General features: G+C 35.7%; 13 protein-coding genes and 1 pseudogene. 11 read left to right on the plus strand and 3 right to left on the minus strand.

The genetic code is table 11. The features are described 5' to 3' along the window. The first annotated feature begins 11 nt into the window (after positions 1-11). The 9 genes and pseudogenes from GMA17_RS07080 (at position 12) to GMA17_RS07120 (ending at position 16,064) form a co-directional block, all read left to right on the plus strand. On the plus strand, positions 12-1,853 hold the full coding sequence (locus GMA17_RS07080; RefSeq protein ID WP_248400475.1) for an endonuclease: 1,842 nt from the start codon (positions 12-14) through the stop codon (positions 1,851-1,853). A gap of 165 nt (positions 1,854-2,018) precedes the next feature. After that, a pseudogene (gene purL, locus GMA17_RS07085) lies at positions 2,019-5,710 on the plus strand (phosphoribosylformylglycinamidine synthase). Between the two features lie 120 nt (positions 5,711-5,830). After that, entirely contained in the window at positions 5,831-7,600 is a 1,770-nt protein-coding gene (locus GMA17_RS07090; protein ID WP_248400477.1) for a long-chain fatty acid--CoA ligase, read from the plus strand. A gap of 117 nt (positions 7,601-7,717) precedes the next feature. Next, positions 7,718-8,173 (plus strand): MarR family winged helix-turn-helix transcriptional regulator, encoded by a 456-nt coding sequence (locus tag GMA17_RS07095; RefSeq protein ID WP_248400478.1) that lies wholly within the window; start codon positions 7,718-7,720, stop codon positions 8,171-8,173. Position 8,174: 1 nt separating this feature from the next. Beyond that, positions 8,175-10,583 carry a 3-hydroxyacyl-CoA dehydrogenase/enoyl-CoA hydratase family protein gene (locus tag GMA17_RS07100; RefSeq protein ID WP_248400480.1) on the plus strand — a complete coding sequence of 803 codons (2,409 nt, stop codon included), beginning with the start codon at positions 8,175-8,177 and terminating at the stop codon, positions 10,581-10,583. Between the two features lie 4 nt (positions 10,584-10,587). Continuing rightward, positions 10,588-11,778, plus strand: coding sequence for an acetyl-CoA C-acyltransferase (locus GMA17_RS07105; RefSeq protein WP_248400482.1), 1,191 nt, complete (start codon positions 10,588-10,590; stop codon positions 11,776-11,778). Positions 11,779-11,881: 103 nt separating this feature from the next. Beyond that, positions 11,882-13,693 (plus strand): acyl-CoA dehydrogenase family protein, encoded by a 1,812-nt coding sequence (locus GMA17_RS07110; RefSeq protein WP_248400484.1) that lies wholly within the window; start codon positions 11,882-11,884, stop codon positions 13,691-13,693. A 90-nt stretch (positions 13,694-13,783) separates the two neighbouring features. Beyond that, complete coding sequence (locus GMA17_RS07115) at positions 13,784-15,418, plus strand: M1 family metallopeptidase (RefSeq protein ID WP_248400486.1); 1,635 nt, start codon at positions 13,784-13,786, stop codon at positions 15,416-15,418. Between the two features lie 91 nt (positions 15,419-15,509). Then, complete coding sequence (locus GMA17_RS07120; protein ID WP_248400487.1) at positions 15,510-16,064, plus strand: PepSY-associated TM helix domain-containing protein; 555 nt, start codon at positions 15,510-15,512, stop codon at positions 16,062-16,064. Between the two features lie 31 nt (positions 16,065-16,095). Here the strand turns inward: GMA17_RS07120 and GMA17_RS07125 are convergent, their stop codons facing one another. After that, positions 16,096-17,562, minus strand: coding sequence for a magnesium chelatase (locus GMA17_RS07125; protein ID WP_248400489.1), 1,467 nt, complete (start codon positions 17,560-17,562; stop codon positions 16,096-16,098). Positions 17,563-17,640: 78 nt separating this feature from the next. Next, entirely contained in the window at positions 17,641-18,768 is a 1,128-nt protein-coding gene (locus tag GMA17_RS07130; protein WP_248400491.1) for a VWA domain-containing protein, read from the minus strand. 97 nt (positions 18,769-18,865) lie between these two features. On the opposite strand from GMA17_RS07130, the gene GMA17_RS07135 reads away from it, so the two are divergent. Further along, on the plus strand, positions 18,866-22,096 hold the full coding sequence (locus tag GMA17_RS07135; RefSeq protein ID WP_248400493.1) for a hypothetical protein: 3,231 nt from the start codon (positions 18,866-18,868) through the stop codon (positions 22,094-22,096). A gap of 65 nt (positions 22,097-22,161) precedes the next feature. On the opposite strand, the gene GMA17_RS07140 is transcribed toward GMA17_RS07135, so the two are convergent. Next, positions 22,162-22,839 (minus strand): Crp/Fnr family transcriptional regulator, encoded by a 678-nt coding sequence (locus GMA17_RS07140; RefSeq protein WP_248400495.1) that lies wholly within the window; start codon positions 22,837-22,839, stop codon positions 22,162-22,164. Between the two features lie 107 nt (positions 22,840-22,946). On the opposite strand from GMA17_RS07140, the gene GMA17_RS07145 reads away from it, so the two are divergent. Continuing rightward, positions 22,947-25,319, plus strand: a complete 2,373-nt coding sequence (locus tag GMA17_RS07145) for a heavy metal translocating P-type ATPase metal-binding domain-containing protein (protein ID WP_248400497.1) — start codon at positions 22,947-22,949, stop codon at positions 25,317-25,319. The last annotated feature ends 8 nt before the right edge of the window (positions 25,320-25,327 follow it).

Here is a 25,327-nt window from a genome sequence, read left to right on the forward strand (position 1 = left end):
AAATTAATAGCATGAAAAAACTTTACACCCTACTCGTTTTATTAATAAGCACCGTTGCTTTTGCACAGATTCCAACTAATTATTACAATTCAGCGACTGGCACAGGATACACGCTTAAAACCCAATTAAAACGCATAATTAACACAGCAGATGACGGTTTAACACCAGAGTATTACCATAATGACCAAGGCTACAATGCTATGGATGGTTTTATTTCTACCTATGAATTAGATAATTATTATGAAGTGGGAAGTAATACTATTTTAGACCCATATTCTGAAAACCCTAATGGCCCAGACCCATACACATTTACCCCAGGAACTGACGAATGTGGCAGTTATAATAGTGAAGGTGACTGTTACAATAAAGAGCACGTAATTCCGCAATCTGTTTTTAATGAGCAAACGCCAATGCGCAGTGATGCACATGAGTTACTACCAACTGATGGCCGTGTTAATGGATTTAGAGGTAGTTTTCCGTTTGGAAGAGTGGATGATTCCAACTTAACAAACCAAAATGGTATTACAAATCCAACACAAAACGGCTCCAAATTAGGTGGAAATTTAAATAGTGGCTATTCTGCGGGATATTCAGGAACTGTTTTTGAACCAATTGATGAATTTAAAGGCGATATTGCTCGTATTCATTTCTATTTTGCAACCCGTTATGAAGATCAAGTTGCGGGTTGGGGAGGTTACGCCATGTTCAATGGGACATCTGATGTGGTTTTTGAAGAAACCTTCTTAAATATATTATTACAATGGCACGCTATGGATCCGGTTTCCCAAAAAGAAATTGATAGAAATAATAATATTTTCTATAACCACCAATCTAATAGAAACCCGTTTGTAGATCATCCTGAATATGTAAATGCTATCTGGAACCCAACGCCAGATACAGAAGCACCTTCCATGCCTACTAACTTAATTGCATCTAATCCAACCGATAATACTATTGATTTAAACTGGACCGCTGCAACTGATAATGTTGCCGTTACTTCTTACGATATTTATGTTGAAGGCATTAATTCCTTTAATACATCGGGCACCAATTTTACAGTTCCTGGTTTAACACCAGACACCAACTATTGCTTTACAATTAAAGCCAAAGATGCAGCAGGAAATGAATCAGGTTTTAGTAACCAAGCTTGCGAAACTACAACAGACAATGGTGTGGGTGTTAATTGCATGGCTGAAACGTTTGAGAGTATTCCTGCAAACGCTGGTAATTACGTTACCAGAACCTGGACAGGTGACAATGGTGGCGACTGGACGGCAACTGAAGCCAGAACAGATCAAACTATTACCAATAGAGCTATAACTATTAGAGGCGGAAGCCTCACGGCTCCAACTACAACTGGAGGTATAGGTAGTTTTACCGTAACAACAAAACGTGTATTTGGAGGTACAAGTGGAACGTTCAATTTAAAAGTGAATAATACAATTGTAGGCACTATTCCTTATGGCGATCAAGATGTTGCACAAACTATTACTATTCAAAATATAAATATTGAAGGTTCTGTTTCAATTGTTATTGATGATAATAGTGGTCCTAGTAATAGGGTTGCTTTCGATGATTTATCTTGGACATGTTATACGAATTTAAGCACGGACGATTTTACGATTTCGAACATTAATATGTACCCTAACCCTGTAAAAAACAGTTTAAACATTAACTTAAATTACCCGAACCAAACGCAAATAGACATTTACAATGTACTTGGTAAAAAGGTAATCTCTAAAGTTATCTACAAATCGGACATAATTAATACCGAACAGTTAAGTAGTGGTATGTACATTGTGCGGATTAAACAAAATGAAACTTCAATAAGCAAAAAGCTCATTAAAAAATAATTTCAAAAAGCGACTTTAACAAGTCGCTTTTTTTATGGTTAATAACAGCGTGGATAACTCGGCATTTTCAATAATAGAAATAGTAATTATTACGTTGAAAAAAAGTAAATTTGCATTTTAAACAACCTGCCAGACGAATAGAAAGGCAACTATAACTCATACATAATGATTCATTTCTTCGGAAACCAAAACAGTAAAATATTTGCTGTTCAAGCAACAAAAGAATTATCAACCGAAACCATATCTAAATTAGTGTGGTTATTTGGCAACCAACCAAAAATAGAACAAGCATCTCTAGATGCTTTTTTTTGTTGGACCTCGCGCTGCCATGATTACACCTTGGAGTACCAATGCTGTGGAAATCACGCAAAACATGGGTATTGAAGGTATTATCCGTATTGAAGAGTTTCAAGCAACTGATGAAGATTTCAAGGATTATGATCCTATGATTTCGGAAAAATACAACGGGTTACATCAAGATTCTTTCTCTATTGATATTAAGCCAGAAGCTATTTTAAATATTGATAATATTTCGGCTTACAACCAACAAGAAGGACTCGCTTTAAATGATGAAGAAATAGCATACCTAGAAGGCGTTTCAAAAAAAATAGGCAGACCATTAACCGATTCAGAAGTTTTTGGTTTTTCGCAAGTAAATTCGGAGCATTGTCGCCATAAAATCTTCAATGGCACTTTTGTAATTGATGGTGAAGAAAAACCAAGCTCACTTTTTAAATTAATAAAAGAAACATCTAAACAACATCCAAACTCCATTGTTTCAGCATATAAAGATAACGTGGCTTTTGTAAAAAGGCCCACGAGTAGAACAGTTTGCACCTAAAACGGCTGACAAACCTGATTTTTACCAAATAAAAGAATTTGATTCTGTTATTTCACTTAAAGCAGAAACACACAATTTCCCAACAACGGTTGAGCCTTTTAATGGAGCTGCAACAGGTTCAGGTGGTGAAATTCGCGATCGATTAGCAGGTGGAAAAGGCTCATTACCATTGGCTGGAACAGCTGTTTATATGACAGCCTATTCCCGATTGGAAGAAAAGAGATTTTGGGAAGAAAAAATGGAAGCACGTCCTTGGTTGTACCAAACACCAATGGATATTTTAATTAAAGCCTCTAATGGTGCTTCAGATTTTGGAAACAAATTTGGACAACCACTTATTTGTGGTTCTGTGCTAACATTTGAACACGAAGAAAACACAGCATCTAGTAATGCAAAAGCAAGGAAACTGGGCTATGATAAAGTTATCATGCAAGCTGGTGGCATTGGTTATGGCAAAGCAGATCAAGCGATAAAAGACACACCAAAAGAAGGCGACAAAATAGTTATTCTTGGTGGAGAAAACTACCGAATTGGCATGGGTGGCGCAGCCGTTTCATCAGCAGATACGGGAGAGTTTGCTTCAGGAATTGAATTAAATGCTGTTCAGCGTTCCAACCCAGAAATGCAAAAACGTGCTGCAAATGCAGTTCGTGGTATGGTGGAAAGTGATGAAAATTTTATTATTTCTATTCACGATCATGGTGCTGGTGGTCACTTAAATTGTTTAAGTGAATTGGTTGAAGACACTGGAGGTAAAATTAATTTAGATAAATTACCTGTTGGAGATCCTACCCTTTCTGCTAAAGAAATTATTGGAAACGAGTCTCAAGAACGAATGGGATTAGTGATATCTGACAAACATATTGAAACCTTACAAAAAATTGCAGAACGTGAGCGTTCGCCAATGTACACGGTTGGCGATGTTACAGGTGATGACCGTTTTACGTTTGAATCTAAAACCACTGGCGAAAAACCTATGGATTTAGCCTTGGCAGATATGTTTGGAAGCTCTCCTAAAACCATCATGACAGATAATACGGTTGTCAGAAAATATAAGAATCCAAGATATAAATCGAAAAACGTACTCATCTATTTAGATCAAGTTTTACAGTTAGAAGCTGTGGCTTGTAAAGATTGGTTAACTAATAAAGTAGATCGTTGTGTTGGAGGAAAAGTAGCCAAGCAACAATGTGCTGGCCCCTTACAATTGCCCTTGAATAACTGTGGCGTTATGGCTTTGGATTATAAAGGAAAAGAAGGCATTGCAACATCTGTTGGTCATGCACCTATTTCAGGATTAATTTCACCTAAAGCTGGCAGTAGAAATGCCATTACAGAATCGCTTACCAATATTATTTGGGCGCCTTTAAAAGATGGATTAGAAAGTGTTTCATTGTCTGCCAACTGGATGTGGCCTTGTAAAAATGAAGGTGAAGATGCACGGCTATATGAAGCTGTTGAAGCGGTTTCAGAATTTGCCATCGATTTAGGAATTAATGTTCCCACTGGAAAAGATTCACTTTCCATGAAGCAAAAATATCCAAATGAAGACGTTATTTCCCCTGGAACGGTTATTATTTCAGCTGCTGGAAATTGTAATGATATTACCAAAGTTGTAGAGCCTGTTTTTCAAAAAAATGCGGGAAACATCTATTATATCAACATTTCTCAAGATGATTTTAAATTAGGTGGAAGTTCATTCAACCAAACCTTAAATGCCATTGGAAATGAAACGCCAGATATAACAAATCCAGGATTTGTCAAAACCGTTTTTAATACTATTCAGGATTTAATTAAAGCTGACAAAATTGTTGCAGGACATGATGTGGCTTCAGGTGGTTTAATTACAACACTTTTAGAAATGTGTTTTGCAGATGTGAATTTAGGAGCCGAATTAAATCTAACGGACTTGGCTGAAACAGATTCTATCAAGCTCTTTTTCTCTGAAAATGCAGGAATTGTTTTTCAAGCAGCTGATGATTCAATTGAACAGATATTAACAGATGCAAATATTGAATTCTTCAATATAGGAACCATTCAAGAAAGTGATGTGTTAAGCATTATTAATGATGATGAAGTTTTCACATTAACCATTTCAAGACTACGTGATGTTTGGTATAAAACATCTTTCCTATTGGATCAAAAACAAACGGCAAACGGTTTGGCACAAGACAGATTTGATAATTATAAAAACCAACCATTAGAATATATATTCCCTAAACATTTTATTGGGAAACTTCCTGCCATTCAGAACGCTAGTGAAGAATCTCGCCCAAAAGCCGCTATTCTACGAGAAAAAGGTTCAAACTCTGAACGCGAAATGGCTAACGCCATGTATTTAGCTGGATTTGATGTGAAGGATGTTCATATGACCGATTTAATTTCTGGTCGTGAAACACTTGAAGATATTCAATTTATTGGAGCTGTTGGTGGTTTTTCAAATTCAGATGTATTAGGTTCTGCTAAAGGTTGGGCAGGTGCTTTTAAATACAATGAAAAAGCCAACACAGCTTTAAAGAATTTCTTTAAACGTGAAGACACACTTTCTGTTGGTATTTGCAATGGCGCACAACTTTGGATGGAACTGGAATTGGTTAATCCAGACCATGATACACATGGAAAATTAACGTATAATAATTCCAAAAAACACGAAAGTTCATTTACTTCTGTGGAAATCCAGAAGAACAATTCTGTTATGTTATCCAGTTTAGAAGGCTGCAAATTAGGCGTTTGGATATCTCATGGCGAAGGTAAATTTAGTCTACCTAACAAGGAGAAAGATTATAACATTGTTGCTAAATATGGCTACGAAGGTTATCCAGCAAATCCTAATGGTTCAGATTTTAATACGGCTATGATGTGTGATAAAACAGGAAGACATTTAGTAACCATGCCGCATATTGAGCGCTCAACATTCCAATGGAACTGGGCAAATTATCCAGAAGGCCGAAAAGATGAAGTGTCTCCTTGGCTAGAAGCATTTGAAAATGCTAAAAATTGGATTATGAATAAATAATTTAAAAGTATAATTAATTACTAATCAAGGAGCTTGGATATTTCAAGCTCCTTTTTTTCTGTAGTCATTTTAATATCAGTTTTTTTTCATAATTTGCAAGTCTTCAAACTTCATATAAACATGACTCAAATTACCAGGATTTTTGATTTTCCACAACATCAGTTGGAAACATACAATTTAGATAAGGCATTAACTTCCAAAAAAAATGGTAAATGGGAATCTATTTCCTCACAAGAATATGTGGATCAGTCAAATGCTATTAGTCGTGGGTTACTGCGTTTAGGCGTACAACCTAATGATAAAATTGCTATAATTTCAACCACAAACAGAACGGAATGGAATGTAATGGATATAGGTATTTTACAAATTGGCGCTCAAAATGTGCCTATTTATCCAACGATTTCCAAGGAAGATTATGAATATATTTTAAATCATTCTGGCGCCACCTATTGCTTTGTTTCGGATGGGGATATTTTAGAAAAATTAAATGACATTAAGGGTCAAACAAAATTAAAGGCGGTTTACACATTTGATGATGTGGTGAATGAAAATAGCTGGAATGACATTTTAGAATTAGGTAAGGACACCAGCAATCAGTCTGAAGTTGATGCCCGTAAATTGGCTGTAAAAAGTGAAGATTTAGCAACTCTAATATACACATCGGGAACTACAGGAAGACCAAAAGGCGTTATGTTATCTCATAAAAATTTAGTCTCCAATGTATTGAATAGTGAAAAACGAGTACCGTTTGATTATGGTCATTCTAAATCATTGAGCTTCCTTCCTGTTTGTCACGTTTTTGAACGGATGATTTTGTACCTATACCAATATTGTGGTGTGGAAATTTATTTTGCCGAATCTATCGAGAAAATGAGTGATAACCTCAAAGAAATTAAACCAAATGTAATGACCGCTGTACCGCGTCTTTATGAAAAGGTTTTTGACAAAATTGTCGCTAAAGGTGGTGAATTATCAGGAATTAAAAAGGCACTTTTCTTTTGGGCTGTAGATTTAGGATTAAAATACGAACCTTATGGCGCTAATGGTTGGTGGTATGAAACCCAACTAAAATTAGCTAGAAAATTAATTTTTAGTAAATGGAAAGAAGGATTAGGAGGTCAATTGGATTTAATGGTATCCGGTAGCGCGGCATTGCAACCGCGATTAACACGTGTTTTTGCAGCAGCTGAAATGCCAATCATGGAAGGTTATGGCTTAACAGAAACCTCTCCCGTAATTTCCGTAAATGATATGAGAGACGGCGGTTTTCGCGTTGGAACCGTTGGTCGCGTTATTGATCAGGTCCATGTGAAAATTGCAGACGACGGTGAAATTTTAGTTAAAGGACCAAATGTGATGATGGGCTATTTTAAAGATCCTGAAAAAACAAAAGAAGTCATGACAGATGACTATTTCCACACGGGCGATATTGGCGAAATTGATCCAGATGGTTTCCTGAAAATTACAGATAGAAAAAAAGAAATGTTTAAAACGTCTGGTGGTAAATATGTAGCTCCAGCACTATTAGAAAATAAATTTAAACAATCACGGTTTATTGAGCAAATCATGGTTATTGGTGAAGGTGAAAAAATGCCAGCTGCTTTAATTCAAATCAATTATGAATTTGTTGAGGAATGGGCAAAACGACATAATCATCCCTTAAAATCTAAAGACGATATTCCTTCAAGCCAAATTTTACGCGATCGTATTCAAGAAGAAATAGATGAAGCCAACCAAAAGTTTGGCCATTGGGAACAAATTAAAAAGTTTGAAATAACTCCCGATGCATGGACCATAGAAGGCGGACACTTAACGCCTACCATGAAAATGAAACGAAAGGTTATTAAAGAAATTTATAAAGACCTCATCGAAAAAATATACCGTCCTTAAATAACAAACTCCTAATTCTTTAGGAGTTTTTTTTTGTCCAATAGCAATGTTAAAATTTTCCAATTTGTTATGCGTGCATAATAAATTTTTACTATATTTGGTTTCCAATAAGTAAATATGAAGGATAAAACCATCGATTATATATTTAGAACCACATGGTTAGCTATTAATAAAATGTATAACGAAGAGGCAGCAAAATTTGAGACAAGTATGTCTACCGGATTTGCATTATTAAGTATAGACCCTGAACACGGCACGGCAAGTACATCATTAGGTCCTAAAATGGGCATGGAAGCTACAAGCCTTTCTAGAACTTTGAAAATCATGCAGGATAAAGGACTTATAGAGAGAAAACCAAACCCTGAAGATGGTCGTGGTGTTATTATTCACTTAACCGAATTTGGTCGTGAAAAACGGGCCTATTCAAGAGAAAAAGTTTTAACGTTTAATGAAGCTATTCGTAAAAATGTTTCAGCAGAAAAACTAGAAAGCTTTTATGAAGTTGCAGACATTATCAATAACATGATATCTAACAAGAAAATTTACAACCAAAAAGAACACAATCCTAAATAATATGAGTAAACGTAGAATAAAAAAAGTAGCAGTTATTGGCTCTGGAATTATGGGAAGCGGCATTGCTTGCCATTTTGCCAATATTGGTGTCGATGTCCTATTATTAGACATTGCTCCTAGAGAATTAACCGCTAAAGAAGAAGCTAAAAAACTAACTTTAAATGATAAAGAAGTTAGAAACCGCATCGTTAATGATTCATTAACAGCCGCTTTAAAATCTAAACCCTCTCCTATTTATCATCAAAAATTTGCCAGCCGCATTACTACAGGTAATTTAGAAGACGATATTGCAAAGGTAAAAGATGTAGATTGGATTATTGAGGTTGTTGTTGAACGTCTTGATATTAAGAAGCAAGTTTTTGAAAACCTGGAAAAACACAGAACGCCAGGTACTTTAATTACATCTAATACCTCGGGTATTCCTATTCACTTTATGAGTGAAGGTCGTAGTGAAGATTTCCAAAAACACTTTTGTGGAACACACTTTTTCAACCCAGCACGTTACTTAAAATTATTTGAAATTATTCCTGGTCCAAAAACAGATCAAGCGGTATTGGACTTCTTGAATGAGTACGGTGAAAAGTTTTTAGGTAAAACATCCGTTATAGCTAAAGATACACCAGCCTTTATTGGAAATAGAGTGGGAATATTTAGTATCCAAAGTTTATTTCACGCTGTTAAAGATTTAGATTTAACTATTGAAGAAGTAGACAAACTATCTGGACCCGTTATTGGCCGTCCAAAATCGGCAACCTTCCGTACAGTAGATGTTGTTGGATTAGACACTTTAGTACACGTTGCTAACGGAATTAGAGAAAATTGTCTTAAAGATGAACGTTTAGAGTTGTTTGAATTACCAGATTTCATCAATACCATGATGGAAAACAAATGGTTAGGAAGTAAAACAGGTCAAGGGTTTTATAAGAAGGTAAGAAAAGATGATGGATCTTCAGAAATTCTGTCACTGGACTTAAACACATTAGAATATAGAGAAAAAAAACGCGCGAACTTTGCAACCTTGGAATTAACCAAAACCGTTGATAAAGTTATTGATCGTTTTAAAATTCTTGTAAAAGGAAAAGATAAAGCGGGTGAATTTTACCGTAAGAGTTTTGCGGCATTATTCGCTTACGTCTCTAATCGTATTCCTGAAATAGCAGATGATCTATACAAAATTGACGATGCTATGAAAGCAGGCTTCGGTTGGGAACATGGACCTTTCCAAATTTGGGACGCTATTGGTGTTGAAAACGGAATTGAAATGATGAAAGCTGAAGGTTTAGAGCCTAATGCTTGGGTGAATGACATGTTAGCATCAGGAAACAAATCTTTCTACACAGTAAAAGAAGGTGCTACTTACGCTTATGATATTCAGAAGAAAGCGCAGGTGAAAATTCCGGGACAAGATAGTTTTATCATTTTAGATAATATTAGAAAATCCAATGAAGTCTTTAAAAATTCAGGCGTTGTTATTGAAGATTTAGGAGATGGCATCTTAAACTGTGAATTCCAAAGCAAAATGAACACCATTGGTGGCGATGTTTTAGCTGGCCTTAATAAAGCGATAGATTTGGCTGAAAAAGATTTTGACGGATTAGTTGTTGGAAATCAAGCCGCTAACTTCTCTGTGGGCGCAAATATAGGAATGATTTTCATGATGGCTGCCGAACAAGAGTATGATGAATTAAATATGGCTATCAAATATTTCCAAGATACCATGATGCGCATGCGCTATTCTTCAATCCCTACAATTTCTGCACCTCACGGTATGGCTTTAGGTGGTGGATGTGAATTATCGCTTCATGCTGATAAAGTAGTTGCAGCAGCAGAAACTTACATGGGACTTGTAGAGTTTGGTGTTGGTGTTATTCCTGGTGGTGGAGGTTCTAAAGAAATGGCTTTAAGAGCTCAAGATCTTTTCGAAAAAGGCGATGTCCAATTAAATATTCTACAAGAGCATTTCTTAACCATTGGTATGGCTAAAGTATCAACTTCTGCTTATGAAGCTTTCGACTTAAACCTGCTACAAAAAGGTAAAGATGTGGTTGTGGTAAATAAGGACCGACAAATTGCCGTTGCTAAACAACATGCCAAATTAATGGCAGATTCAGGTTATACGCAACCGGTAAAACGTACAGACATTAAAGTTCTTGGAAAACAAGCTTTAGGAATGTTTTTAGTAGGAACAGACTCCATGCAAGACAGCAACTATATTAGCGAACACGATATGAAAATAGCTAATAAGTTGGCGTATGTAATGGCAGGCGGAGATTTATCTGAACCAACATTAGTAAACGAACAATATCTATTGGATTTAGAGCGTGAGGCATTTTTATCACTTTGTACGGAACGTAAAACATTAGAACGTATTCAGCACATGTTGAAAACAGGAAAACCATTAAGAAACTAAAAAAATGAAACAAGCATATATAGTAAAAGCATACAGAACAGCCGTTGGGAAAGCTCCAAAAGGTGTGTTCCGTTTTAAAAGAACAGACGAATTAGCTGCAGAAACCATCAAATACATGATGAAAGAACTGCCTAATTTAGATCCAAAACGCATTGACGATGTTATAGTAGGTAATGCTATGCCAGAAGGTTCACAAGGTTTAAACATGGCACGACTAATCTCTTTAATGGGATTAGATATTGTTGATGTTCCTGGTGTTACTGTAAACCGTTTTTGTTCATCTGGAATAGAAACAATAGGAATGGCAACGGCTAAAATTCAAGCTGGAATGGGCGACTGTATTATTGCAGGAGGTGCAGAAAGCATGAGTTCGGTTCCTATGACAGGTTTTAAACCAGAATTAAATTATGACCTTGTTAAATCTGGTCATGAGGATTATTATTGGGGAATGGGAAATACGGCTGAGGCCGTAGCCAAGCAATTCAACGTATCTCGTGAAGATCAAGATGAGTTTGCATATCATTCACATATGAAAGCTTTAAGAGCACAAGCTGAAAATCGCTTTCAAGATCAAATAGTACCTATAGAAGTTGAACAAACCTATGTAGATGCTAATGGTAAAAAGGCCACAAAATCATATACGGTAACCAAAGATGAAGGACCACGTGCAGGGACAAGTAAAGAAGCTTTAGCAAAATTACGAGCGGTATTTGCTGCTGGAGGAAGTGTAACTGCTGGAAACTCATCGCAAATGAGTGATGGTGCTGCCTTTGTTATGGTTATGAGTGAGGATATGGTTAAAGAATTAGGTTTAGAACCCATTGCGCGTTTAGTAAACTATGCTGCTGCTGGTGTTGAGCCTCGAATTATGGGTATTGGTCCTGTAAAAGCTATTCCAAAAGCATTAAAACAAGCTGGTTTACAACAGTCAGATTTGGAGCTCATAGAATTGAATGAAGCCTTTGCTTCTCAATCATTAGCCGTAATTAGAGAATTAGACTTAAATCCAGATATCATTAATGTAAATGGAGGCGCCATTGCTTTAGGTCATCCACTAGGTTGTACTGGTGCCAAATTATCAGTTCAGTTATTTGATGAAATGCGCAAACGCAACATGGCCGGTAAATATGGCGCTGTAACCATGTGCGTAGGAACAGGACAAGGTGCTTGTGGAATTTTTGAATTCCTGAAATAAACACGTTATAAAACCCAGTCTAAAAAATTAGACGTAACCAGAAATTAAATCAACAAAATACAGTTTAGAATTTAGTTACTAGCTGTTTAGAATCAACAAAAAAATGGAAGCAAAAAAAGATAAAGACATCCTAAGAGGTGGCCAATTTCTTGTAAAAGAAACGAATTGCGAAGATGTGTTCACACCTGAAGATTTTTCAGAAGAACAAACAATGATGAAAGAATCGGTTAAAGAATTTAATGACCGAGAAATTATTCCTCATAAAAACCGCTTTGAAGCAAAAGATTTTGCCTTAACGGAAGAAGTTATGAAAAAAGCTGGTGATATGGGCTTTTTAAGTGTTGCTGTTCCCGAAGAATACGGTGGAATGGGCATGGGCTTTGTATCTACTGTTTTAACTTGCGACTATATTTCAAGTGGAACCGGATCTTTTAGTACCGCATTTGGCGCACATACTGGAATTGGAACAATGCCAATTACACTTTACGGAACTGAAGAACAAAAACAAAAATACGTACCAAAATTAGCCTCGGGTGAATGGTTTGGCGCATATTGCTTAACAGAACCAGGTGCTGGATCGGATGCCAATTCTGGAAAAACAACCGCTACCCTATCTAATGATGGAAAATCGTATAAAATTAACGGTCAGAAAATGTGGATTTCAAACGCAGGCTTTTGTCACTTAATGATTGTTTTTGCCCGAATAGAGGATGATAAAAATATTACAGGTTTCATTGTAGAATATGACAAAGAAAACCCAAATGGCATTACTCTAGGTGAAGAAGAACATAAATTAGGAATTCGCGCCAGTTCTACACGTCAAGTTTTCTTTAGTGATACAGTTGTATCTGCTGAAAATATGTTAGCAGGTCGTGGTGAAGGTTTCAAAATTGCTATGAATGCTCTTAACGTTGGTCGTATTAAATTAGCTGCTGCATGTTTAGATTCGCAACGTCGTATTTTAACAACAGCCGTTACGTATGCTAATGAACGTAAACAATTTAACACACGTATTTCAGACTTTGGAGCTATTAAAGTGAAATTAGCTGAAATGGCAGCCAGTGCCTATGCCGGTGAATCGGCAACATATAGAGCGTCTAAAAACATTGAAGATCGTATTGCTTTGCGTCAAGCCGCTGGAAATTCGCATCAAGAAGCAGAATTAAAAGGTGTTGAAGAGTATGCTATTGAATGTTCTATTTTAAAGGTAGCTGTTTCTGAAGATGTTCAGAATGCTGCTGATGAAGGCATTCAAATTTTTGGTGGTATGGGATTCTCGGAAGAGACACCTATGGAAGCCGCCTGGAGAGATGCACGTATTGCTCGAATTTACGAAGGTACAAACGAAATCAACCGGATGTTAGCTGTTGGTATGCTTGTTAAAAAAGCCATGAAAGGTCATGTTGATTTATTAGGCCCTGCTCAAAAGGTACAGGATGAATTAATGGGAATACCGTCATTTGATACACCAGATTATTCTGAATTATTTTCGGAAGAAAAGGAAATGATTAAGAAACTGAAGAAAACATTCTTAATGGTTGCTGGTGGAGCCGTTCAAAAATTTGGTCCAGATTTAGAAGCACATCAACAATTATTAATTGCTGCTGCTGATATTTTAATCGAAATTTATATGGCAGAATCGGCTATATTAAGAACCGAAAAGAATGCGAAACGCTTTGGTGAAGACGCCCAATCTGCGCAAATTGCTATGGCCAAATTATATTTATATCACGCCGTGGATATCGTAGAAGAAAAAGGAAAAGAAAGTATTATTTCTTTTGCTGAAGGTGATGAACAACGTATGATGCTTATGGGCTTAAAACGTTTTACTAAATATGCAAATTATCCAGATATTGTAGATTTACGTAAAGAAATTGCTGAAAAAGTAAAAGAAGAAGAGAAATATTGTTTTTAAGTATAGATTAAGTTTAGTTAGAAGCGAAAAGCCGTTCCGAAATTCGGAACGGCTTTTCTTTTTATGTATTTTTATTGAAAATTTTTCATAATGAAAACATCCATATACTTTTTAGCCATAGTATTAATCCCATTTACATTATTCAGTCAAGGTTTACTTCAAGAAAAAAACACCTTTACACATCAAGACACGCTTCGTGGTTCCATAACACCAGAACGCGAATGGTGGGATTTAAACTATTATCATTTAGATATTTCTGTAGATCCAGATACCAAATTTATTAAAGGAAAAAACACGGTTAAATACACCGTTTTAAAACCATATGCCGTTATGCAAATCGATTTACAAGAACCTTTATATATAACCAAGGTCACACAAAATGGCAAGGAATTGAAAGCATCGCGTGATGGTAATGCCTATTTTATCGGATTGATTGATAAACAAATTCTTGGCTCCAACAATGCTATTGAAATACACTACGAAGGCCATCCAAAAGAAGCCATTCGTGCACCGTGGGATGGTGGTTTTTCATGGAAAAAAGATACTAACGGCAATCATTTTGTAGCCACATCTTGTCAAGGTCTAGGCGCTAGTATTTGGTGGCCGAACAAAGACCACATGTATGACGAGGTGGATAGCATGGATATTAGTGTAACTGTACCAAAAGGACTAATGAATGTCTCTAACGGTCGTTTACAAAGTATTGTTCAAAATAAATCAACTACAACATATAATTGGGCTGTAAAAAATCCGATTAATAATTATGGTGTGAATGTAAATATTGGTGATTATGTACATTTTTCCGAAGTTTATCCAGGTGAAAACGGGCCTTTGGATATGGATTATTATGTACTCCGTGATAATTTAGAAAAAGCAAAAGCACATTTTAAAGATGCGCCTCGCATGATGGAAGCCTTTGAGCATTGGTTTGGACCATATCCATTTTATGAGGATGGTTTTAAATTAGTGGAAGTTCCGTATTTAGGCATGGAGCACCAAAGTTCTGTAACCTATGGGAATCACTATAAAATGGGGTATTTAGGTAACGATTTATCGGAATCTGGTTGGGGCTTAAAATTCGATTTTATCATTATTCATGAAGCGGGACACGAATGGTTCGCCAATAATATCACGAATAAAGATATTGCCGATATGTGGATTCACGAGGGGTTTACCTCCTATTCTGAAAATTTATTTGTCGATTATTTTTATGGCAAAGAAGCCTCTGCCGATTATGTGATTGGTACCCGAAAACGCATTCAAAATGATAGACCTTTAATAGGAACTTATAATGTAAATAAAGAAGGCTCTGGTGATATGTATTACAAAGGAGCTAATATGTTGCACACCTTGCGACAATTAGTTGCTGATGACGAAAAATGGCGCCATATTTTACGTGGATTAAACAAAACGTTTTACCATCAAACCGTAACAACCCAACAGATTGAGGATTATATTAGTGAAAAATCTGGAATAGATTTAACCGCATTTTTTAATCAATATTTACGTCAGTCACAAATTCCTAATTTGGAATATAGTATTAGCAATGGTAGTTTAAAATACCGCTGGAATCATGTTGTTGCCAATTTTGATATGCCTATCCAAGTAACTTTTAATAATAAAGATCAGTGGATTTATCCAACTACCGAATGGAAAACAACGCCTATTTCAGATGAAAAATTGATAGTTGATAACGATTTTTACGTGCAAGTTTCTAAATTATAAGTTTTAAATTTTTTTTGAATTTGCCTTAACATAGCTTTAAGAGAAAGAAGCAAACAATAACTTATTTTCGCATGTCCCATAACTACTAAACTTGAAAGAAAAACGTAAAAAATTAGCAAAACAATCACGATGGTATCGTAAAATGCATCGCTTTATTGCTATGCCCTTGGTTGTATTTATGTTTATTCTTGGAGCTACAGGTCTACTCCTTACTTGGAAAGATGAGTTACAACTAAAACCAAAGTCTCAAAAAGCAATAAATCAACAATTGGAATTGATTAGTTTGGATAGTATTCAAGCTATTGCCATCAATTATGTAAACTTACAGAACTTACCATCTGAAATAAACCGAATTGATTACAGACCCTCTAAAGGCATTGCCAAAATACGCTTTGAAACCCATTTCACTGAAATTCAAATTGATTGTTATTCGGGTACTATTCTTTCAGACAAAACTCGAACGGCTGATATTATTGAAATGATACATGATGGTTCCATTCTGGATTATCTTTTTGGAAATCAGTCCAAACCTATAAAATTATTATATTCAACCATTAGCTCATTTGGCTTGATTTTATTAGCTTTTACGGGATTTTGGTTGTGGCTAAAACCGAAACAGATTAAAATGAAAAAACGATCAAATTGACCGCTTTTTCATTTTAGTATAATTGCTATGTTTATAAATCACTAATGAAACTACCATAGGGATCTTTAAACTGCAGTCCTTCTGTAAAGCGGTATTTGCTCAATAATTTATGTTCCACTAAAGCCCAAAGCACAAATTCTTTCACGAAATAACTTTCTTTTTTGGAAAGTTTTGGTTGGTGTTCACCTATTAAATCATCTAAAGGTGATACGGATTCTAATAATGATTTATACGCCTTATCCCGTAAATCGTCTAGCAATTCAAATTCATCCGTGTTATTAAAAAACCAAGATACAATGGGATCATACGGGCTTTCTTCATTTTGTTTTCGGAGTTTTTCTATCTTCGGAAAAAACTCGGGAAATAAACTTTTAACGGCGTCACCAATTAAATTATAAGCCACTTGGGCTGCGCCTTCCTGTTCGCCTTCGTAAACCAATTCTACTTTTCCTGTAATGGCAGGAATAATGCCAAGAAAATCAGATAATCGTAACGTTGTTTTAGCATCGCCTGCTTTTAGCGCACGTAATTCAGCCGTACTTAATAAATTCTCAAAAGCTGTAATACTCAATCTAGCACTAACACCACTTTTTTCATCAATAAAATCGCTTTCACGGGCTTCAAAAACTATTTGTTCTAATAAATCTTTAGCCAATTCTGGTACATGAATATTTTCTTTTTGGCGTAAATCGGATTTAGCTTCTTGCTGTGTAATCCGTTTAGCCGTTTCAATATCATCTGGATAGTGTGTTAATATTTGAGAACCAATTCTATCTTTCAATGGTGTAATAATGCTACCCCGATTGGTATAATCTTCAGGATTTGCGGTAAAAACGAACTGCATATCTAAAGGTAATCGCAATTTAAATCCACGAATTTGAATATCGCCTTCCTGCAAAATATTAAATAAGGCTACTTGTATTCTAGCTTGTAAATCTGGCAACTCATTAATAACAAAAACACAGCGATTTGCACGTGGAATCATGCCATAATGAATGACACGATCATCAGCATAACTCAACTTTAAATTGGCTGCTTTTATAGGATCTACATCACCAATAATATCGGCTACCGTAACATCAGGTGTCGCTAATTTTTCGGCAAAACGCTCACTTCTATGCATCCAAGAAATTGGGGTGTTATCACCTTTTTCATTAATTAATTCTTTGGCGTATCGGGAAATTGGATTCAAAGGATCATCATTTATTTCAGAACCTTCAACAACGGGAATATATTCATCTAACAAAGTGAGCATTAAACGCGCTAAACGGGTTTTTGCTTGTCCACGGAGTCCTAATAGGTTAATATTGTGTCGTGATAAAATAGCACGTTGTAATTCGGGGATAACGGTATTTTCATACCCATGAATTCCTGTAAAAATAGGCTCCTTACGTTTAATTTTTTCAATTAAATTGTCTCGTAATTCATCTTTTATGGATCGCGATGTATAACCTGATTTTTTTAATGCGCCTAATGTACTTATGTTTTCTATTTTCATATTTCTTTGTTTAGATTAGAGAAAGAAGACATTATTTAAATTTAATAATGCTTTCTCTTTTCGTTTTTTGTCTTTTAATTATCCCTTAATCCGTTTCTTTCTATTACTTTCATAATCTTCAAAAATCATTTCGCCTAAACCTTTTAAGCCTGTATAAAATGCTTTCCCTTGATTTGCTTTTGTAAATTCTTCAACAAACTGCATTAAATAGGGATCTTGAGCAATCATAAACGTAGTAATGGGAATATGTAATTTTCTGGCTTGTTGCGCCATAGCATAACATTTATTAGTAATGTGAGGATTTAAACCATTACTATCTTTATAATAAGTGCCATCTGGTAACTTTAAGCAACTGGGTTTGCCGTCTGTAATCATAAATATTTGCTTGTTCGTATTTCGTTTTCGTCGTAATAAATCCATAGCCAATTGCAATCCTGCCACTGTATTGGTATGATAAGGTCCCACAGTTAAATACGGTAAATCCTTAATTTTAATTGGCCACGCATCGTTTCCAAAAACCAAAATATCAAGTGTATCTTTTGGATAGCGTGTGGTAATTAATTCTGCCAATGCCATGGCCACTTTTTTGGCTGGCGTAATCCGATCCTCACCATATAAAATCATACTATGGCTAATATCAATCATTAAAATGGTGCTCATTTGCGATTTATGCGTGGTTTCTTCAACCACTAAATCATCTTCAGTTAAATTAAAATTTCCTAACCCATTATTAATTTGGGCATTCCGAAGACTTTCCGTAATATTCACTTTATCCACGCCATCACCAAACTGGTAATTTCTAAAATCGCCTGTATGCTCATCTCCTATTCCAAGGCCTTTACTTTTATGATTACCGCTTCCACTCTTTTTTAAATTACCAAAAATTTGGGCTAAAGCAGATTGTCTAATAGCACGTTCCGTTTTTGCGGTAATGGCTGTCCCTTTTTTACCATCCGGACGAATTTCCTCACGAATGTAGCCTTTCGCTTTTAAATCTTCAATAAAGTCTTCAATGGTGTAATCGGGCGTTGTTAACTTGTATTCTTCATCCAATTGTTTTAACCAATCTATTGCTTCATCAAAATCACCCGATGTATGGGTAATCAGCTCTTTAAAAATATCAAAAAGTTTCTCAAACGGACTTAGTGAAGGCGATTCATATTGTGTAAATACGAAGCCTTTTCTGTGTGTATTTTCTTTTTTCATGCATCATAAAATTACGACAATTTTCACTCAAATATTAGGGCCTTAACATCTATTTAAGTTTTCTTGCTTAACTTTAAGGCAAACTAAACCACCACTTATGAAAAAACGATTTCTTCTATTATCCCTATTTATATCAATTTCAGGGTTTACGCAAGATTTCAACCTCGATTTAGTAAAAAACATGAAACCCAGAAATATTGGTCCTGGTGGCATGTCTGGGCGTGTAACTGCTATTGATGTTGTTCATTCCAATCCAAACATAATGTTTGTTGGTACGGCTTCCGGCGGTTTATGGAAATCGACTTCAGGTGGCATAAAGTGGGATCCTATTTTCGATCATGAAGTTACAGCATCTATTGGTGCGGTTGCTATTCAGCAATCAAACCCGAGTGTTATTTGGGTTGGTACTGGTGAAGGGAATCCTAGAAACAGTTTAAATGGTGGGTATGGAATTTACAAATCTTTGGATGGTGGCAAAAACTGGCAAGCTATGGGTTTAGAGAAAACACGACATATTCATCGTGTGGTTATTGACCCAACAAATCCGAATGTGGTTTATGCCGCTGCCATTGGCTCACCTTGGGGTGAACATCCAGAACGCGGAGTTTATAAAACGACGGATGGTGGAAAAACATGGGAAAACATTCTCTTTGCCAATAATAAAACGGGTGCTGCCGATTTAATTATGGATCCAACCAATCCTAACAAATTAATTGCTGCCATGTGGGAACACAAACGCGATCCTTGGTTTTTTAATTCAGGAGGTGAAGGTTCGGGCATGCACATTACCTTTGATGGTGGTGATACGTGGAAAAAAATAACCGAAAATGAAGGATTTCCTTCCGGGAATTTAGGAAGGATAGGTGTTGCCATTGCGCCAAGTAAACCAGATGTTATTTATGCTTTGGTTGAGGCCAAAAAAAATGCACTTTACAAAAGTGAAGATGGCGGCTTTACATGGCGCAAAATTAATGACAAAAATGATATTGGCGATAGACCATTCTATTATTCTGAAATATATGTGGATCCGCAGAATGAAAATCGCGTGTATTCGGTTTTTACCTATGTAAATGTCAGTCAGGATGGTGGAAAAAGCTTTCAAAGACTCATGCCTACGTATGGTGTAGATAATGGAGTTCATCCAGATCATCACGCTTGGTGGATGCACCCTGAAGATGGTAGTTTTATGATTGATGGTAACGACGGTGGCTTGAATATTACCCATGATGGTGGTGACACTTGGCGTTTTATAGGAAATCTTCCCGTTGCTCAATTTTATCATATAAATGTTGATAATGATTTTCCTTATAACGTATATGGAGGGATGCAAGACAATGGTTCTTGGCGTGGACCAGCTTATGTTTGGCGTGCACAAGGCATTAGAAATAGTTATTGGCAAGAAATTAGTTTTGGTGATGGTTTTGATGTGGTGCCAGACAAAGACGATTCGCGTTATGGTTGGACTATGAGTCAAGAAGGTTCCGTAAGTCGGTATGATTGGGAAACTGGAAGTAATTACACGGTAAAACCCATCCATCCAGATCCGAATGTAAAATTACGTTTCAATTGGAATTCAGCAATTAACATAGATCCCTTTAATAATAGCACCATTTATTTTGGCAGTCAATTTGTCCACAAATCAACTGACAAAGGCGAAACTTGGACTATTATTTCAGACGATTTAACAACCAACGATCCTGAAAAACTCAAACAAAATGAAAGTGGTGGTTTAACCATGGATGCAACTGGAGCTGAAAACCATTGTACCATTTTGGTAATAGAACCCTCACCTATTGAAAGCAACATGCTTTGGGTTAGCACCGATGATGGTCATGTTCACATTACCCATAATGGTGGCGAAACCTGGTCTGACGTATCCAAAAACATCAAAGGGTTACCAGCTGGTAGCTGGATTCCACAGATTAAAGCATCGAATAAAAATAAAGGTGAAGCGTTACTGATTGCGAATGATTACAGACGTTTTAACTATGAGCCTTATGCCTATAGAACTACTAATTACGGGAAAACGTGGACGCGTATTGTTAATGCAAACGATGTAGAAAGCTACACACTGTCAATTATTGAAGATTTAGAAGAACCCAATTTACTATTTTTAGGAACAGATGATGGTTTATATATATCTATAGACGCTGGAAACAAATGGACAAAATGGACCGAAGGTTTCCCAACAGTATCGGTTAAGGATTTAGTGATTCAACCAAGAGAACACGATTTAGTAATTGGTACCTTTGGTCGTGCAGCATGGGTTTTGGATGATATTAGACCCTTACGAGCCATGGCAAAAAACAAGCAAATGCTCAGCGCAGATTTAGAATTGTTTAGTCCACCAATTGCCTATCAAGGCACTTACCAACAACCAACCGGAAGTCGTTTTGGAGCAGATGCTACGTATCATGGTGAAAATCGCAGTTATGGTGCTGAACTCTCCTATTTCGTGAAAGTAGATTCAATTAAAGCGAAAGAACAAAAACTAAAAGAATCATCTGAAGCAGAAGATCAGACAGAAGTTTCACTTGAAGACGAAGATACTTCAGAAGTCGAAGAGAAATCTATGGCCACCAAGGACACCATCACCTTACAGTTTTATGATGGCGACAGACTAATTAGAACCTTAAAACGTAAAACACCTAAAGAAACAGGAGTTCATAAATGGACATGGTATATGGATGAAGCTGGTGTTCCCCGTGCATCCAGATCCATTAGAAAACAAACAAGCGAATCGGGTGGTGTTTCGGTTAAGCCTGGAACATACCGTGTGGTCATGACTTATGGAACGGAAACTTCTGAAAAAAATATTAAAGTTAAATCAGATCCGCGATTAAATGTAACACAAGCTAATATAGATGCCATTTATAATACATCTAAACGTTTAGAAGTGCTCCAAGAAAAAATGGCAAATGCTGTAAAACAGCTTGTTGAAAGCAAGCAGATTGCCGATAAATATGCATCAGATTTAAAAAAATTAAATAAAGAAAAATACAAGGATGCCATAAAACAGTCTAAAGAGGTTTCTGAACAGGCAGATGAACTTATCAACCTATATTTAGGAAAACCAGATAAGCGTCAAGGTATTACGAATTCAGATGATATTCCCGTAAGTAGTAGATTAGGAACAGCAGGTTGGTATTCTAGATCTCGTAAAAATGGGATAACAACTACTGAAGACATCTTGATAAAACACGCAGAAGATGCCCTTAACGAAGCTACTAATAAAACAAATGCTTTCTATAAAGAATCTTGGAGAACCTATCAATCTGAAATGGAAAAACTACAACTCAATCCTTTTAAACCTGTTAAAATCTTTTAAAGAAATTAATATAATGAAGGTAAGAATGCTAAAAATGCTTTAATCTAAAACGATTGAAGCATTTTTTAATCCACACGTTTTAAGCCTTCAATATCTGTAATCGTTATATGTTTACCAGATGTGGCAATCAATTTTTCCTTTTTAAACTGTGATAAAATTCGAATGGCAGATTCCGTTGCTGTACCTACAATACTAGCATAATCTTCACGTGATAATATAACATTTAATGCTCCAGACGAATCCACACCAAAAACATGTTGAATATAAATTAATGTTTCCGCCATACGTTGCTTAACGGATTTTTGAGCCATATTAATTAGGTCGTCTTCTGCACTTCGCAAATCTTTTGCTAAATTCTGCAATACATCAAATGAAAAATTTTGATTTTCGTGTAAAGGCGTAATTATTTGATCTTTCGGCACAAAACACAGTTCAATATCATTTAAAGCCACAGCACTTAAATTGGTCCGCTCATCACTAATAATAGAACGTTGCCCTAGAAGTTCCCCTTTTCCGAGTAGTTTTACGGTATGATCTTTACCATTAGCACTTAATTTGGTTAGCTTGCAAACACCACTACGAACACAATAAACGCCATGAAGGGATTCGCCTTCATCAAAAATAATATCACCTTTTTTGTAAAAACGTGTTGTTTTACAAGCTGATACTTTTCGCAATTCTTCAGTAGTCATAGCATTTAAAGAATTTAATTGTTTTGCAATACAGGATTCACATTTACTCATATCAGCCTAAAATAAGTTAACATCAAAAATACACAATACATGACAAAAATCATATTAAATCAAAGCTTATATTTTACCTTTGCAAAAGGTATAAATGGGCAAATTTTATGGAACAACACAAATGTTTCCACTGTGGTGATATATGCGATTCAGAACAAATCACTTACGACGAAAAATTATTTTGTTGTAATGGCTGTAAAACGGTTTATGAAATTTTTTCAGAAAACGACTTAACCTGTTATTACGACTTACAAGCATCACCAGGTTCTGCACCGAAAGAAATTCAGGGCAAATATGACTTTTTATCAAAAGAAAACATTATTGAAAAACTCACGGAATTTAATGATGGACGTATTCAAATTGTCACCTTGTATATTCCGCATATACATTGTAGTTCGTGTATTTGGATATTAGAAAACCTAAACAAACTCAATAATAACATTACAGCTTCTCAAGTTAATTTTGGCAAAAAGAATGTTCGTATAACATATAACACCGAAAATTTTTCTTTAAAAGAGGTGGTTTTGCTTTTAAGTGCTATTGGGTACGAACCTTATATTTCCTTAAATGATTTCAAAACGGGTAAGGAAAATATTAATCGTTCGCTAATTTACAAGCTCGGTATTGCGGGGTTTTCTTTTGGAAACGTAATGTTTTTATCATTTCCAGAGTATTTTGAAGTGGGCGAATTTTGGCTAGAGCAATATAAACACGTTTTTAGATGGCTTATGTTTGCGTTTTCATTGCCTGTTGTTTTTTATGCTGGGCGCGATTATTTTACATCAGCTTATAAAGGACTGCGCTCTGGACTTTTAAATATTGATGTTCCCATAGCACTAGGTCTGGCGGTATTATTCATAAGAAGTACCGTTGAAATTATATTAGATATCGGTTCTGGATTTTTTGACAGTTTAACGGGGTTAGTATTTTTCCTGTTGCTAGGTCGATTTTTTCAACAAAAAACTTATTCATTTCTTTCTTTTGAAAGAGATTACAAATCCTACTTCCCTATTGCAATTACAAAAATTTTGGATGGTATAGAAACACCAATTCAAGTTTATGATATTGAGAAAGGAGATCGCCTTCTTATTAGAAATCAAGAATTAATTCCGGTTGATGGCATTTTAATAAATGGCAAAGCAAAAATTGATTATAGTTTTGTTACTGGAGAATCTGATGCCATAACTAAAAATTCTGGCGATAAACTTTTCGCTGGAGGGAAACAAACCACTGGTGTTATTGAAATGGAAGCTTTAAAATCTGTGGAGCAAAGTTATTTAACACAGTTATGGAGTAATGATGTTTTTAATAAAAATAAACAAGACAGCTTTACAAACTTAACTAATACTATTAGTAAGCGTTTTACAATTGCAGTTTTAAGTATTGCATTTATTGCAACCACCTATTGGTTACTTGTAGATTCCTCCAAAGCCATGAATGTCTTTACAGCTGTTTTAATTATTGCTTGTCCATGTGCTATTGCACTTTCCGCGCCTTTTACGTTAGGAAATTTATTACGGATTTTTGGCAAGTTGAAATTCTACCTCAAAAACGCATCTGTTATTGAACAATTAGCAGCTATAAATACCATTATTTTCGATAAAACAGGAACTATTACTTCCAATAAGCAAAGTTCCGCCACCTATGATGGTGATGCATTATCCACGTCAGAGGAAATCCTTTTAAAGAATACCTTGCGAGGTTCAAACCATCCGTTGAGCCGTACACTTTATGATATTTTAGATGAGCATGATATCATAACATTAAACCATTTTGAAGAACATTTAGGTCAAGGTATTGAAAGTACACATCAAAATGATACGATGAAAATTGGTTCCGCCAGTTTTGTTGGCTTCAAACAAGATAAATCCATACTGAATACCACAGTTCATATTAACAGTAACAACCAATACAAAGGAAAATACACCTTTTATAATAGTTATAGAAAAGGATTATCCAAATTGTTTAATAGCTTAAAACATGAGTATGATTTAGTTATCCTTTCGGGGGATAATGCCGGTGAATTGGAAAACTTAAAAAAATTATTACCCACTAAAACTAAATTGATATTTAATCAGAAACCAGACGATAAATTGGATTATATTAAATACCATCAGTCTGAAGGCGCTAAAGTGCTCATGATTGGCGACGGGTTAAATGATGCTGGTGCATTGGCACAAAGCGAAGTTGGCATAGCTATTTCAGAGAATGTGAATGTCTTTTCGCCTGCTTGTGACGCCATTTTAGACGCATCCAAATTCAATCAATTATACCAATATATAAAAGCATCCAAACAAGCTATAAAAATTATTAAGTGGAGTTTTGCCCTCTCATTTGTATATAATATAATAGGGTTGTATTTTGCGGTTACTGGACAATTAGAGCCTGTTATTGCCGCTATTTTAATGCCATTAAGTTCTATAAGTATTGTGGTTTTTACTACGGTTGCAACCAATGTTATTGGTAGGAAATTAGAATGATTAAAAAT

The organism is Bizionia sp. M204, from assembly GCF_023205095.1.
Classification (GTDB): Bacteria; Bacteroidota; Bacteroidia; order Flavobacteriales; family Flavobacteriaceae; genus Algorimicrobium; species Algorimicrobium hallyeonense.

Excerpts from the sequence above, each read along its gene's own strand:
- GMA17_RS07080 (WP_248400475.1), top strand. The coding sequence starts at position 12 with ATGAAAAAACTTTACACCCTACTCGTTTTATTAATAAGCACCGTTGCT.
- GMA17_RS07090 (WP_248400477.1), top strand. The coding sequence starts at position 5,831 with ATGACTCAAATTACCAGGATTTTTGATTTTCCACAACATCAGTTGGAA.
- GMA17_RS07095 (WP_248400478.1), top strand. The coding sequence starts at position 7,718 with ATGAAGGATAAAACCATCGATTATATATTTAGAACCACATGGTTAGCT.
- GMA17_RS07100 (WP_248400480.1), top strand. The coding sequence starts at position 8,175 with ATGAGTAAACGTAGAATAAAAAAAGTAGCAGTTATTGGCTCTGGAATT.
- GMA17_RS07105 (WP_248400482.1), top strand. The coding sequence starts at position 10,588 with ATGAAACAAGCATATATAGTAAAAGCATACAGAACAGCCGTTGGGAAA.
- GMA17_RS07110 (WP_248400484.1), top strand. The coding sequence starts at position 11,882 with ATGGAAGCAAAAAAAGATAAAGACATCCTAAGAGGTGGCCAATTTCTT.
- GMA17_RS07115 (WP_248400486.1), top strand. The coding sequence starts at position 13,784 with ATGAAAACATCCATATACTTTTTAGCCATAGTATTAATCCCATTTACA.
- GMA17_RS07125 (WP_248400489.1), bottom strand. The coding sequence starts at position 17,562 with ATGAAAATAGAAAACATAAGTACATTAGGCGCATTAAAAAAATCAGGT.
- GMA17_RS07130 (WP_248400491.1), bottom strand. The coding sequence starts at position 18,768 with ATGAAAAAAGAAAATACACACAGAAAAGGCTTCGTATTTACACAATAT.
- GMA17_RS07135 (WP_248400493.1), top strand. The coding sequence starts at position 18,866 with ATGAAAAAACGATTTCTTCTATTATCCCTATTTATATCAATTTCAGGG.
- GMA17_RS07140 (WP_248400495.1), bottom strand. The coding sequence starts at position 22,839 with ATGAGTAAATGTGAATCCTGTATTGCAAAACAATTAAATTCTTTAAAT.
- GMA17_RS07145 (WP_248400497.1), top strand. The coding sequence starts at position 22,947 with ATGGAACAACACAAATGTTTCCACTGTGGTGATATATGCGATTCAGAA.